Origin of the sequence: Ruegeria sp. HKCCA5763 (assembly GCF_013034545.1) — a bacterium.
Taxonomy (GTDB): Bacteria; Pseudomonadota; Alphaproteobacteria; order Rhodobacterales; family Rhodobacteraceae; genus Ruegeria.
Window position 1 is genome coordinate 859,169 of record NZ_WQGF01000001.1, and the last position, 13,986, is coordinate 873,154.

A 13,986-nucleotide genomic window follows, 5' to 3' on the forward strand; every position below is an offset into this window, starting at 1 on the left:
GCTATCAGGGCAGCGCAACAAGCTGCAGGACTTCCGAGATTACATCGTCGGCGGATTTCGCGCCGCCTTGCGCCTCGAAGCTTAGGGTGATGCGATGTCGGAATACGTCATGGGCGATGGCGCGTACGTCGGCTGGGTCTACATAATCACGCTGGTTCATCCAGGCATGGGCGCGTCCGCACTTGTCCAGTGCCAGCGAAGCGCGCGGGCTAGCTCCGATGTCTATCCAACTGGCCAGTTCCTCGCTCAGCGCACCGGGGGTCCGTGTGGCTTGCACCAGATCGGCCATGTAACGGTCCATCGCGTCTGAAACGTGGATCTGCCCGATCTCGGCGCGTGCGGCAAATACGGCGTCCTGAGGGATCGTCGGCGGCGCATCCTTGGCCCCGCTTTGGCCCGCCGCAATCTCTTCTCCGCGCACTAGTCGGATTACTTCTACTTCGTCTTCGACTGGGGGGTAAGTGATCTGGACATGCATCAGGAAACGGTCCATTTGCGCCTCGGGCAAGGGGTAGGTACCCTCTTGTTCGATCGGGTTCTGCGTTGCCATAACGATGAACAACGGTTCCATTTTATGTGTGGTGCCTGAGACAGTTACCTGCCGTTCTTCCATTGCCTCAAGCAGTGCTGCCTGAACCTTGGCGGGTGCGCGGTTTATCTCGTCCGCAAGAACGATATTGGCAAAGATCGGGCCAGGCTCGAACCGGAAGGTTCCGCCATCGTCGGTTTGCTGAAAGACCTCGGTGCCTGTGACGTCCGAGGGCAAAAGGTCGGGCGTGAACTGGATGCGGCTGAAACTTGCGTCCAGATTGCGGGCCATCGCCTTTACCGCGCGGGTTTTGGCCAAACCGGGCAGTCCTTCGATCAGCAAATTGCCGTTGGCCAATATCCCGATCAACAAGCGGTCGATTACGTCTGTTTGTCCGATGATGGATTGCCCCATGCGGGCCTTGAGATCATTTATCTGATTAAGTGCATTCATTTGGCTGGTCCAATTGGCGTCCACATTCGGCGTTAGCAGCGTGGTTGTTCAGAAAAGGGCTGAGAGCAGAAAAACTGTCGTGACGCCCGTAAGTTAGCAGTGTTCCTTCGGACGATCTACCGAGAAATCCGCGCGGTTAATCGGCGCAAGTCCTGTTTCAGTTCTTCTTGGATCGGCCCGAAATTAGGAGCGTCCCGCAGCGTGTCCAACCAGTGTGGGGGTGGGTTCCGGCCTGCCGACCGGTTCCAGGTCAACGCGCGCAGAATGGTTTGGGTGTCCGTGTCTAGTCTATCGGGAATATAGAACCCGTTCAGCGTCGCCCACACTCCGGTCCACAACCGCCCGACGGACCACGGATTGTAACCACCGCCGCCCAACACCAGAAATCGGGGTGCGAGCTCCTTCAGCGCGGCGACCGCGTTCCAGTGCGAAGAGCTGGACAAGGTCAAACGCGACAGAGGATCCTCGGTCACGGCATCCGCACCGCATTGCAGGACGATGGCCTGCGGCTTGAAGGCTGCCGTGGCAGGAAGGATCAATTCGTCCATGATCGCGCTGAATTCATCGTCGTTCAGGCCTCGGGCAACCGGAAGGTTGAAAGCGGCCCCGCCTGCGTCATCGTCTAGTGTACCGGTAAAAGGCCATCGCCGCGCTTCGTGCATGGAAATCATACGCAGGTTTGTTGAACCATGAAACGCAGCTTCGACCCCGTCACAATGATGGGCATCAATGTCGATATAAACCACGCGGTCGAGACCAGAATTCAGCAGCGTCCGGATCGCCAGCACCGGATCGTTGAGATAACAAAACCCGTTGGCCCGATCAGCCAGCCCGTGATGCGTGCCACCGGCCGGGTTGAAAACGATACCGCCATCTCGGATGAGTTCCGCTGCAAGCATAGAACCGCCAGCCGCTGTGGCTGGGCGTCGGTACATTTCGGGAAATACGGGGTTCGACAATGTGCCCAGCGCATAGCGTTCACGAGATTCATCCGAGACGTATTGATCCTGTTCCGCCTTTTGTAATGCGGCGATGTAGTCCGGGGTATGAAATGTCTCTAACGCGCTGGGTTTGGCGCAGGGGCTGACACGATAGTTTTCGGGCGTCAACCAGCCCAACGCGCGGCAGAGGTCAATGACGGTTGAAACTCTTGGAATGGCCAACGGGTGCTTCGATCCGTAAGTCGAGTTACGATAAATTTCTGATCCAATGAAAATTGGGCTCTGCATGGCTTAGCGGGCAGGGACCTGTTGATCATCTTCGCCCAATCTGCCGTCCAGAGACATCATAATAGCAACCGGGCGCAGCGCTGGAATATGGCTGAAGACGATCAAAATACACACTGTCATCGGCACGCTCAGGAAAGCGCCGATCAGACCCCAAACGGTTGTCCAGAAGGTCAGGGCCAGAATAACCAGAAATGTCGACATGTTCAGCGAACGGCCCAGCATGGCGGGATCCAGAAAATTGCCGATCAGGAATTGCAATGTCCCACAACCCAAGACGATGACCAGAAACGGACCGATGGTCTCGAACTGAACCAGTGCGATCATAGCAGGAAAGAACACCGCGATGATCGACCCGATGGAAGGTATGAAGTTCAAGGCAAAGGTCAGGACAGCCCAGGTTTCTGCATATTCCAGACCCAGGGCCCGGAACACGCTATAGCTGATGCCTGCGGTAATCAGGCTGATCAGGGTTTTGACGCCAACATAGCGCTGAAGACTGATCGAGATTGCGTCCAGCATGGTTGAAAACTCAGCACCGGTTTTTGGGTCACCTGCGGCCAGTTGTATCTTTTTGCGAAAGGCCAGACGCTCGGCCATCAGGAAGGCGACATAGAGGCTGATGAGAAAGAACTGGTTCAACAGTGACGTGGCGCTGCCCAAAAGCAGGCGACCGACGAAATTCATGTCGATATTGACCAGATTGTCCCGAATGAATCGGGTTACGTCATTGCCCACCAGCCCGGTGATGCGTTCAACCGCGCCATCGAACTGGTTCTCATATGTGCTGATCGACCGCGCAAATTGTGTTGCCTGACTTCCAAGCACGTACATAATCATGAACAAACCGGCCAAGACCACAGTGACACCGGCAATATTGGCCACCCAAACGGGTGCGCGGGTCAGGGCCGACACCCGATCGCTGAGCGCAAGGATCAGGACGTTGATCAGCAACGCCATGGCCAGCGGGATCAGAAAAGCCGCGCCCGCGTAGAGACCCACAACAATCAGCGTTGCAATGATGCATGTGTCGCGGACAACAGACAGACGTAGCCTGGGTCGAACATTGGTGTCATTATGATCCGGGGTCATTTACCTTCCTGCATGTTCGACGCTGATTGGGCCGTTTCGGTCATTAACCACACAATCCTGCACGCGGCGCTGTTCGGATGCAATGCGTTCCCGCTCGCGCCTGACTGCTTTTGTCAATTTGATACCGATGACGGGTTCTGTGTTTTATTTCGGCAGGTTAGGGTTGCAGGATGACCAATTCTGCGAATCCTCTGTTTGGCCGTCCTGTTCAGGCCCTGTGGTTGGCGCTCCGCCGCTTTGGCAACAAGAACGGAGCCGTCATGAGCAGTCATGTCGCCATGTCGCTGATGATGGCGTTGTTTCCGTTTGTACTGTTTACAGTTGCACTCGCTGGTTCGCTTTCGCAGGGTTATGTGACCGATGAATTGATCGACCTGCTTTTTGGTGCCTGGCCCAAAGACGTCGCTGACCCAATTGTGGCCGAGCTGCGCGCGGTTCTGGCCGGGTCGGGCACGGGTGTTATTACTTTGGGTGGTCTTCTGGCAATCTACTTTGCCTCGAACGGCGTGGCAGCAGTGCGCGCCGCCATGAATCAAGCCTACCACGATCAGGACAGCTGGCCGTTTTGGAAAACCCGGCTGTTGTGTCTGGTGCTGGTTATCCTAGGGGGTGCAGCAATTCTGGTCATCGCCGCCGTGGAGGTGATACTGCCAGTCTATACCAACTTGGTGGCTGCACATACTGATGTGGCAGTGACGCAGTGGCTATCGGTCGATCGCCTGCGCTGGACTTTTACCGTGGGCGTTCCTGCGGGCACGGTCCTTTTGGCGCATCTCATACTGCCGACCCGTCGGCACAGACTGACGCAAATCCTACCCGGTGTGATCCTGACGCTGACCTTGTGGGCTGCCGGAGGATGGGCGTTTTCGATCTATATCAGCCAGTTCGCCACCTATAGCGCCACATATGCCGGGCTGGCGGGTGCCATGGCCGCGTTGATCTTTTTGTATCTTTGCTCGGCGTTGCTGATCCTTGGTGCTGAATTCAATGGTGCGTTGATGGATCTGAAAAACGCAGCAGATGGGGCCGTGACATGAGGCGTGTAGCTCTTTCAATTTGCCTGATGCTGGCAAGCGAGGCACAGGCTCAAAACTATGTTGGTTCGGAACAATGTGCTGACTGCCATCAAGCAGAAGCCGCAGCCTGGGCAAGTTCGCACCACGCGCTGGCCTGGACAGATGTAGAACACGGCGCGCTGGTTGCAGATTTTGACGGTACGCGATTTGACCTTGATGGGATGACAGTCGCGTTCGCGGAAGATGCTGGCAGATATTCGGCCCGTGTCACCGAAAAGGACGGCGTAACAAAAGGCTATGACGTGCATTCTGTCGTCGGGATCGAACCGTTGCAGCAATACCTGTTCGAAACCGAAGCTGGGCGTCTACAGAGCTTTGACGTGGTTTGGGATACCGAGCGCAAGCAATGGTATCATCTGTATCCTGATCAGGATTTGCCGCCCGATGACGGGTTGCATTGGACGGGCCCTTACAAGAATTGGAACAGCCGCTGCGCCGAGTGCCACGCCACGGGATTTGAAAAGAACTATTCCGCGGAAACAAAATCCTATTCGTCGCAACAAGTTGAAATCGGCGTCGGGTGCGAGGCCTGTCACGGTCCCGGCTCAGCCCACATCAATTGGGTGAAGGGGCAGGGCGCTTCCGAAAATCTTGGACCTTCTGGTTTTTTGATCAGCTGGGGCAAAGGCCAGACCGAGGCAGAAATTCAGCAATGTGCTGGGTGCCATTCCCGGCGTGAAGCGCATGGCGATGGAAACCCTTTGCCCGGCACACCCTTTCACGACGCCTATAATCTAGCGCTGTTGAGACCCGGATCGTACCACCCGGACGGGCAGATATTGGATGAGGTGTATGTTTACGGCTCGTTCCTGCAATCCAAGATGTACGCGCAAGGCGTCGGTTGTATGAACTGTCATGAACCCCACAGCGCAAAACTGAAGGCGGAAGGAAACGGTGTTTGCACACAGTGTCATTCCCCGGCAGGGAACCCGGACTTTCCGACGCTTACAGCAAAGGAATATGATACGCCTGCACATCATAATCATCCTGAAAACAGTGACGGTGCACAGTGCAAAAGCTGCCATATGATCGAAAGGGTCTATATGGGCGTCGATGGGCGACGCGATCACAGCTTCCGCATCCCACGGCCTGATCTGGGGCTTGGCGTAGATGCCTGCACCGATTGTCATGAAGATCGGGATCAGGACTGGGCGGCCAAACTGATCGAAGGGTGGTTCCCGGATGACACTCATCGTGGCCCGCATTTTGGGGCAGTTTTCAATGCCGCGGCTGAAGGCGGATTGGACACGCCCGAAGGTTTGCTGGCCGTTGCGATGGACCCCTCCAATGCCGGAATCGTGCGGGCGACAGCGGCCTACTTGCTGCAACCCTTCGCTTCCCCGGACTTGGCCACGGCGACTGCGTCATTGCTGCAAGACGACGACCCCCTTATCCGCGCCAACGCAGCCGCCCTGCAGCGTCAGGCCAACCCGGTTGAGCAGGTTCAGAGATTGGAGCCTTTGTTGTCGGACCCTCTGCGCAATGTACGTATTGCTGTTGCGAAAGAGTTTCTGACGATACCACCGCAAGCACTTACACCTCGGCAACAATCGCTGGCCGGGCAGGGCATGTCAGAATGGCAGCAGGCGATTGCGAACCGATTGGATTTCCCGGAAACCCACCTTGTTCTGGGGGGCATGGCTTTGACACTGCGCAATGCGCCTGCCGCCGAACAGGCCTTTCGCGAAGTCGTAACTTTGGATCCGCAAAGGGGCGAGGCGTGGCCCATGTTGGTGCAACTAGCGCATATCAACCGCGGTTCCGGCGCCGCGCGCGCTGTTCTGCGTGAGGCGCTAGAGCTGTTGCCCAACGACCCGAACCTTCAACAATTGTCGCAACAGCTTGGTCCCTGAGCCGGCACATCCCCGCCCGAATTGCTCCATTTTCACGGCAAAATTTCACGCTACGGACGGGATGAATGTGCTGTTCAGAGGTGAAACATGTCTAAAAATGCGAAAAAGCGACCAACTGCGGGTGTCAACTCGGTTACACTTGCCCAACGCATAGAAGAGCTGCGCGGGCGGGCACCGGTATACGTGTCACATGGTGAAGCGTTAATGTTGCAGGGTATGGCAAACGCCTCTTTCCGCGTTCAGTGCCTGACCGAAGAACGCATTCGTCTAGAGGATTAATCTCCGCCGCGAAACCCTGTTGCTACAACAAATTTTTCGGAACTGTCCGAGCGTGAAGCAGGCGGTTTCACGTTGGCGACTTTCTGGAATTTCTGCTTCAACAGCTTTTGCAAATCGCCCTCGGCGCCTCCGGCCAGAACCTTGGCTACGAAGGTGCCGCCGTCTTCCAACACATCAAACGCAAAGTAAGCCGCCGTTTCGCACAAGGCCATAATGCGCAAATGGTCCGTCTGTTTGTGACCCGAAGACGCGGCGGCCATGTCTGACATCACAACATCGGCCTTGCCACCCAGCCACTCTTTGACCTTTACGTCGGCGTCGTCTTCCATGAAGTCCAGAACATGGGCGGTTGCACCAGCAACGGGTTCGACCTCTTGCAAGTCTACGCCCAAAACTGTGCCGATCCGTTTACCGCTTTTCTCGCCCAGCGCGTTTACGCGTTTAACCGCGACTTGCAGCCAGCCTCCGGGCGCACAGCCCAAATCTACGACCCGCGCTCCCGGTACGAGAAACCTGAATTTATCGTCCAGTTCCAGTATCTTAAATGCAGCGCGACCGCGATACCCTTCGGCCTGTGCACGTTTCACATACGGATCGTTCAATTGCCGCTCAAGCCACCGGGTCGAGCTGAGCTTGCGCCCGCGCGCGGTTTTGACTTTGACCTTCAGGTCGCGCTGGCCGCGGCCTGAGGTGTTTTTTCCACTCGGTGTCTTCGCCATCAAAACGGTCCGTCTTCCAATACCCCGTCCGCGCTCATCTGCGCATAGAGCAGACCTTCACGCAGCCCACGATCCGCCACGGAAAGGCGGTCGGTGGGCCAGCATCTAAGTAAAGCCTGCAAAATGGCCGAGCCGGACATGATCAGAGCTTGCCGGTCATCTCCAATTCTGGGGTCCCGGCGTCGCCCGTGAGGGCCGAGTTCTAAATACCCGCGGATAACTTTGTCAATCTGATCGCTGGTCATGCGCAGACCGTCCACTTTAGTCCGGTCATACCGCTTGAGCCCAAGGTGCGAGGCTGCGACGGTCGTCACAGTGCCGCTGGTGCCGACGATCTGAAACCCCTCACGTGTCTGTTCGTCTTTGTAGGGTGCGAAGTCAGCAAGGTTTTCTTCAAAAAACCAACTCATCAGTGCGAAACGGGCCGCGTCGTCTTCAACGTCGTTGAATTGATCTCGTAGGGTGGCGACACCCAAGGGAACGCTGATCCAATCCACGACTTTCGCCGCTGGAAAAGGGCTGTCGGCTGTATGAAAACCATTGTGAAGCCGCATAATCGCCGCCGGACGATCACGGCGTGGGACGGACGAAATGTCGATCCAAACAAGCTCGGTCGAGCCACCACCAATGTCCACGACCAACAATTGTTCAGTCTTGGTCGAGACCAACGGAGCACAGGAAATCACCGCCAGGCGTGCTTCTTCTTCGGGTTGGATGATCTCAAGCGTCAACCCGGTTTCCCGCTTCACCTGCCGGATGAAGTCGCGCGAGTTCTTAGCGCGACGGCAGGCTTCGGTTGCGATCAAACGCATTCGATTGACCTTGTTGCGTTTCAGCTTTTGCTGGCAGATTCTCAATGCTTGTACGGTGCGAGCCATCGACGCCCGCGACAGCCGTCCGGTGCGTTCCAGACCCGCGCCCAACTGCACGGATTTGGAGAAGCTGTCGACCACATGGAACCCGCTCCCCTTGGGTTGGGCTATCAACATGCGGCAACTATTTGTCCCCAGATCCAGTGCTGCATAAAGGGCATCCGGATCGGGTCTTGCCGGCGCGGGGCTTTCGACCGCCTTCGGGAACGCGCCCGCACCTTTGGGACGCTTGGGCGCCATTCGTCACGCCCTCCGATTTTCGAGTTAACTTGACCCTAGGCGGGGGATTGCCGACGTGCAAGTGATTTCAATTTTGAAATTAACGTCAGTGTCACATGTCGTTCATACTGAAATGCGATTTGAGTGCCCGATCCCGATTTTGGGATTCTTTACTAGCTTACAGCCAGATACGGAGTCTGCCATGAATGATGAGCGTCCCCTTTCCTTTGACGAATTCGATGAAGTCGTAAATCCACGCCCTGAAGAATGCGAATTTGATCGTGTTGTCGAACGCGCATTGTCGCGTCGCGGTTTTCTGGGCGGCGTTCTTGCCATGGGAAGTTTTACGGCTGTTGGCGGTGCACTGATTCCTACGGGCGCACGCGCGGCAGCCGACCGGTTCTCGTTTGAAGCGATTCCGGTTTCCACTGCAGACGATGTTGTTGTTCCTGCAGGCTACAAAGCCGAGGTTATGGTGCGTTGGGGCGACCCGCTGTGGTCTGACGCGCCCGAGTTCGATCACGCGACCCGTGGCACCGCTGCCAGCCAAGAGCGTGCATTTGGCGACAACACTGACGGTCAGGACGTGTTCTTCCACGATGGCCACGTGCTGCTGGTCGTAAACAACGAATATACCAACCGTGACATCCTTTGGGGCAACAACCCTGATGCCAAGGCGGCCTCGGACGACGATGTGGCCAAGGGTATGATGGCGCACGGCGTGACTGTGGTCGAGATTGCCAACACGGACGGTACATGGGGCATCGTCAAAGACAGCCCGTACAACCGTCGTATTACACCGCAGACCGATATGACGATCACCGGCCCTGCGGCTGCTCATGACTTGATGAAAACCGCTGCGGACCCGACAGGCACCACCTCGAAAGGGACCTGGAACAACTGCGGCAATGGCATGACGCCGTGGGGCACCTACCTGGCCTGTGAAGAAAACTTTAACGGCTACTTTTCGGCAGAAGATGAAAACCACGAGGTTAGTGCGGAGCTCAAACGCTATGGCGTCTCGTCCAAGGACTGGGGCTATGGCTGGGCCAAGATCGATGATCGGTTCGACGTCTCGAAAAACCCCAACGAACCGAACCGCGCCGGTTATGTGGTCGAAATCGACCCAACTGACCCAAATTCGACTCCGCGCAAGCTGACCGCTCTGGGCCGATTCAAGCATGAAAACGCCGAGTCGGTGGTGAACAATGACGGTCGTGTTGTTGTGTACATGGGCGACGATGAACGTGGCGAGTTCCTGTATCGCTTTGTTTCGGATGGCGTTTACGCCGCTGGAGTTGACACCAATGCCTTGTTGGAAAACGGCACCTTGTCTGTTGCCAAGTTCAATGACGACGGTACGGGCGAATGGCTGGATCTGACGCCCGAGACGACCGGTTTGGCTTCGCAAGCTGAAATCAGCATCCACACTCGTCAGGCCGGTTCTGCCGTAGGCGCGACCACCATGGATCGCCCGGAGTGGGTTGCTGCAAACCCGAACGTGGCCGAGGTTTACTGCTGTCTGACCAACAACAAGAACCGGGGCGTCAAGCCGAATGCCGGTGGTGATGACACTTCGGTCAACGGTCCGAACCCGCGTGAGGCCAACAACTACGGCCAGATCGTGCGCTGGCGTCCTGAAGGTGGTGATCATACCGCCTCGGGCTTTGCTTGGGATCTGTATGTGCTGGCGGGCAACCCCAATGTGCATCAGGATGCCTACGGAGGGTCTGACAACGTTAATGCCGACAACATGTTCAACTCGCCCGACGGTCTGAAATTCGACAGCAATGGCCTGCTGTGGATCCAGACCGACGGCAACTATGGCAATGAAGGCGACTTTGCCGGTCAGGGCAACAACCAGATGCTGGCAGGTGACCCGGTCACCGGTGAAATCCGCCGTTTCCTTGTCGGCCCGAATGAGTGTGAGATCACCGGCCTCAGCTGGTCACCGGATCGCCGTACCATGTTCGTGGGCATTCAGCACCCGGGTGAGGATGGCAACAGCCACTGGCCCGAAGGCGGTGATGCAGTTCCGCGTTCGGCGATCATCGCGGTGACTCGCGAAGATGGTGGTTTGGTCGGCTAAACCGCACTGACCTTTGAAATACCGCCCTGGACGGATAACTCCGTCCAGGGTTTTTGCGTTTTATGCAGCGCTTTCATAGTGACGTTGAGAATTATGATATGCGCGTCTGCCGTTTGTTTGTGTAAAAGCGCCCTTGGCTAGCTTTAGCAAAAAGGTCGCTGGAAAAGCGCCGTGTGTCGAAAACCGACCGACCAAAGCTAAGTTTGAAGTTTAGAACCGGCCCATCGGGTTAGGAGGAATCACAGCAATGCCTGACGTCACAATCGTGTATTGGCGCGACATTCCCGCTCAGGTCATCGTCGGCAAAGGCCGTCGTGGCGCAAAGCGGCAGTTGGAAGAACGGTTCGAGCAAGCCATCGACCGGGCTGCCATGAAGGTGAACGCCAAGGACAGTGATGCCTACCTGGCCGAATGGCGCAAAGCCGCACCCTTTGCAGTAGATGGCGATCCCGCCGAGATTGCCGAGACCGAGGCGGTGCGTCTGGAAACAGAATACGATCAGGACCGCGTCAAAGCGCTGATCGCCAATGACGGTTGGGCGTAAGCCCAGATTTTAAGGGAGGCCGAAATGGCTTTGCTGAACTTCAAAAAACGTGATGCGGTCGAAACCGGCCCTGTGAACCCAACCGTCGAAGCCTTTTTGCAGGGCTATTCGATCGAGGTGATGCCGCGTACCGCTGAAAAGGTCGACGATTTCCGCGCTTTGCTGCCTGAAGGCACACGCGTCTATATCGCTCATATCGAGGGCACCCCGATTGAGGACATGGTCAAGACCGCCAAGCGCATCGCGGCCGACGGCTATCAGGTGATGCCGCACTTCCCGGCGCGGATCATCAAAGACGCGGCGACGCTGGAAAACTGGATTTCCATGTACCAGGGCGAAGCGGGCGTTGATCAGGCGTTGCTGCTGGCCGGTGGCGTTGCCAACCCGCATGGCGACTTCGACAGCTCGATGCAATTGTTGGAAACCGGCCTGTTCGACAAGGCTGGCTTCAAGCGCCTGCACGTGGCCGGTCACCCGGAAGGCAACAAGGACATCGACCCCGATGGCTCGACCAAGAACGTGGACGATGCTCTGCGCTGGAAGCAGAAGTTCAACGAAACCACCGATGCCGAAATGGCGCTGGCAACCCAGTTTGCCTTTGACGCTAAGCCGATTATCGCATGGGCTGACAGCCTGAAAGGGGCGGGTATCGATCTGCCGATCCATATCGGCATCGCGGGTCCGGCAAAGCTGCAAACGCTGATTAAGTTTGCCATCGCGTGTGGCGTTGGCCCGTCGCTGAAGGTTCTACAGAAACGCGCTATGGACGTGTCCAAGTTGCTGCTTCCTTATGAGCCGACTGACGTGATTACGGAACTGGCCGAGCACAAAGCGGCCAACCCGGATTTCAACATCACCAACGTGCATTTCTTCCCGCTGGGTGGAATCAAAACCAATGCCAACTGGGCGATCAAAAACGGCGGCGCTTCGGCAAAGCCTGTAAACTCCTAAGGAACGGACATGACCCGTACAGTCGTAGAATCAAAAACAAAAACCGCCGTTCTGGGCTTTGACGAACCGTTCTGTGTGATCGGTGAGCGGATCAACCCGACCGGCCGCAAAAAGCTGGCGGCCGAACTGGAAGCGGGCGATTTCTCGACCGTTGAGAAAGACGCGCTGGCGCAGGTGATGGCGGGCGCAACCGTTCTGGATATCAACGCAGGCGTTGTCTACAACTCGAACCCCAACCCGAACGAGACCGAGCCGCCGCTGATGCGCAAGATCGTTGAACTGGTGCAGGGTCTGGTCGAAGTGCCGCTGTGCATCGACTCGTCGGTTCCGGGTGCCTTGGAGGCCGGTCTTGAGGCGGCTGAGGGTCGTCCGCTGCTGAACTCGGTCACTGGTGAAGAAGAGCGGCTGGAACTGGTTCTGCCGCTGGTCAAAAAGTACAACGTACCGGTTGTGGCGATCTCGAACGATGACACCGGTATCTCGGAAGACCCCGATGTACGCTTTGACGTTGCCAAAAAAATCGTTGAGCGTGCTGCTGACTTCGGCATCCCGGCACATGACATCGTGGTAGACCCACTGGTTATGCCGATTGGAGCTATGGCGACTGCCGGTCAACAGGTGTTTGCTCTGGTCCGTCGTCTGCGCGAAGAGCTGGGCGTGAACACCACCTGCGGTGCCTCGAACATCTCGTTTGGTCTGCCAAACCGTCACGGCATCAACAACGCCTTCCTGCCGATGGCAATGGGAGCTGGCATGACCTCGGCCATCATGAACCCGGTCGCGTTGCCGGTGACACAGAAAAAGATCGTCGAGAAGAAAGAAGCTGTGGCCGCAGCTGGCATCATTCTGCCTGAAGGCATGGATGACGAAGCATTTGTACAGATGTTCGGTTTGGGATCGACCAAGCCGCGCGCTGGCAAAGAGATGGAGGCCATTCGGGCCGCCAACCTGCTGACCAACAACGACCCGCATGGCGGCGAGTGGATCCGGTTCAACAAAGCGCCTGACGAAGCCGGTGCCGCCGGTGGCCGTCGCGGTGGTGGCCGTCGCCGCCGCGCCTGATCGGATCTAATTTGACACCAAAGGCCGGGCCCAGTGCCCGGCCTTTTTGACTCTGATCAATGTCGATTGCGCAGAAGGTTTCACAATAGCCAGATCATTCGCACAAAGATCAGGTGGCACCATGAGTAAACATCATCCCCCGAAACTTTCGGATGCAGACCTGACTAAGCGTCTAAACAAGAAGGATTATTTTGATCAACTGATCGATTTACAAGCCAAGCTTGCCAGAATTCAACAAGCTTATCTTTTTCATGGCCTCAAGGGCGTTTTGGTCTTTGAAGGGTGGGATGCTGCAGGAAAAGGGGGAACCATCCGCCGCATCAGCCAAGCGCTGGACCCGCGAAGTTTCAAGGTTTGGCCCATCGGTGCCCCGCGAAACTATTACCTCAACCGTCACTATCTTTTACGGTTTTGGGAACGTTTACCGCCTGCGGGCGCAATCTCGGCTTTTGACCGCAGTTGGTATGGTCGGGTTCTGGTCGAGCGGATCGAAAAGCTGACGCCGGAAGAACGGTGGCGCGCGGCGTATCAGGAAATTAATGATTTTGAACGCATGCTCGTCGATGACGGCACGCGGATCGTGAAGCTGTTCTTTCACATCTCACAAGAAGAACAGATGCGTCGCTTTACCGAGCGGCTGACAAACCCTTTGAAACGCTGGAAGCTGACGTACGAAGACTTTCGAAATCGCGAAAAGTGGGATGTTGCTGAGGTTGCCGTTGACGAAATGCTGGCGCGCACCTCGACCGAGTTGGCCCCATGGCACGTCATACCTGCGAACAACAAGAAACACGCTCGTATCAAGGCGATGCAAGCCATTGTTGAAGCGTTTTCTGACGGCGTTGACCTGAACCCTCAGCACTTGGACAAACGGACGTTGGAAGCTGCCGGAGAAGCGCTGGACGTAGACCAATCGTTGATCGACAGCCTGCGCGCCCGGACTGAGTGATAATTTCGCCTGATCTGTCTCGCGCCGGCTTGAACCTCTGTCATTACTGGTGATATCTCAAAAGGCGCGGCGG

13 protein-coding genes are annotated in these 13,986 nt (G+C 56.6%); 8 read left to right on the forward strand and 5 right to left on the reverse strand.

Translation table 11 applies throughout. From position 1 onward, the window contains the following. Positions 1–4: 4 nt before the first annotated feature. The 3 genes from GOV89_RS04185 to GOV89_RS04195 all read right to left on the reverse strand — a co-directional run bounded on the left by GOV89_RS04185 (position 5) and on the right by GOV89_RS04195 (position 3,300). Entirely contained in the window at positions 5–982 is a 978-nt protein-coding gene (locus tag GOV89_RS04185) for a MoxR family ATPase (protein ID WP_171174143.1), read from the reverse strand. Between the two features lie 116 nt (positions 983–1,098). Continuing rightward, a complete protein-coding gene (locus GOV89_RS04190; protein ID WP_171237545.1) occupies positions 1,099–2,211 on the reverse strand; it encodes an acetoin utilization protein AcuC in 1,113 nt (370 codons plus the stop codon). Positions 2,212–2,214: 3 nt separating this feature from the next. Continuing rightward, on the reverse strand, positions 2,215–3,300 hold the full coding sequence (locus GOV89_RS04195; protein ID WP_171174139.1) for an AI-2E family transporter: 1,086 nt from the start codon (positions 3,298–3,300) through the stop codon (positions 2,215–2,217). 170 nt (positions 3,301–3,470) lie between these two features. On the opposite strand from GOV89_RS04195, the gene GOV89_RS04200 reads away from it, so the two are divergent. The 3 genes from GOV89_RS04200 (at position 3,471) to GOV89_RS04210 (ending at position 6,508) form a co-directional block, all read left to right on the forward strand. Further along, positions 3,471–4,337: a YihY/virulence factor BrkB family protein gene (locus tag GOV89_RS04200; RefSeq protein ID WP_171234227.1), complete on the forward strand. Its 867-nt coding sequence runs from the start codon at positions 3,471–3,473 to the stop codon at positions 4,335–4,337. Further along, positions 4,334–6,229, forward strand: a complete 1,896-nt coding sequence (locus GOV89_RS04205) for a cytochrome c3 family protein (RefSeq protein ID WP_171237546.1) — start codon at positions 4,334–4,336, stop codon at positions 6,227–6,229. Before GOV89_RS04200 ends, GOV89_RS04205 begins: the two co-directional genes overlap by 4 nt. Positions 6,230–6,316: 87 nt before the next feature. Continuing rightward, positions 6,317–6,508 carry a hypothetical protein gene (locus tag GOV89_RS04210; protein WP_171174134.1) on the forward strand — a complete coding sequence of 64 codons (192 nt, stop codon included), beginning with the start codon at positions 6,317–6,319 and terminating at the stop codon, positions 6,506–6,508. On the opposite strand, the gene GOV89_RS04215 is transcribed toward GOV89_RS04210, so the two are convergent. Continuing rightward, on the reverse strand, positions 6,505–7,227 hold the full coding sequence (locus tag GOV89_RS04215) for an RlmE family RNA methyltransferase (RefSeq protein ID WP_171174132.1): 723 nt from the start codon (positions 7,225–7,227) through the stop codon (positions 6,505–6,507). The genes GOV89_RS04210 and GOV89_RS04215 overlap by 4 nt on opposite strands. After that, positions 7,227–8,339 (reverse strand): Ppx/GppA phosphatase family protein, encoded by a 1,113-nt coding sequence (locus GOV89_RS04220; protein ID WP_171174130.1) that lies wholly within the window; start codon positions 8,337–8,339, stop codon positions 7,227–7,229. Before GOV89_RS04220 ends, GOV89_RS04215 begins: the two co-directional genes overlap by 1 nt. A gap of 181 nt (positions 8,340–8,520) precedes the next feature. Here GOV89_RS04220 and GOV89_RS04225 point away from each other — a divergent pair, with 181 nt between their 5' ends. From GOV89_RS04225 to GOV89_RS04245, 5 genes are all read left to right on the forward strand, one after another. Continuing rightward, on the forward strand, positions 8,521–10,407 hold the full coding sequence (locus GOV89_RS04225) for a PhoX family phosphatase (RefSeq protein WP_171237547.1): 1,887 nt from the start codon (positions 8,521–8,523) through the stop codon (positions 10,405–10,407). 247 nt (positions 10,408–10,654) lie between these two features. Next, the gene (locus tag GOV89_RS04230; RefSeq protein WP_171174126.1) at positions 10,655–10,951 is read left to right on the forward strand and encodes a virulence factor; all 297 of its coding nucleotides are present in this window, start codon (positions 10,655–10,657) and stop codon (positions 10,949–10,951) included. Between the two features lie 24 nt (positions 10,952–10,975). Continuing rightward, the gene (locus tag GOV89_RS04235) at positions 10,976–11,902 is read left to right on the forward strand and encodes a methylenetetrahydrofolate reductase (RefSeq protein WP_171237548.1); all 927 of its coding nucleotides are present in this window, start codon (positions 10,976–10,978) and stop codon (positions 11,900–11,902) included. Positions 11,903–11,911: 9 nt separating this feature from the next. Beyond that, entirely contained in the window at positions 11,912–12,964 is a 1,053-nt protein-coding gene (locus GOV89_RS04240) for a methyltetrahydrofolate cobalamin methyltransferase (protein ID WP_171237549.1), read from the forward strand. 121 nt (positions 12,965–13,085) lie between these two features. Next, positions 13,086–13,913, forward strand: coding sequence for a polyphosphate kinase 2 family protein (locus GOV89_RS04245; protein ID WP_171237550.1), 828 nt, complete (start codon positions 13,086–13,088; stop codon positions 13,911–13,913). The last annotated feature ends 73 nt before the right edge of the window (positions 13,914–13,986 follow it).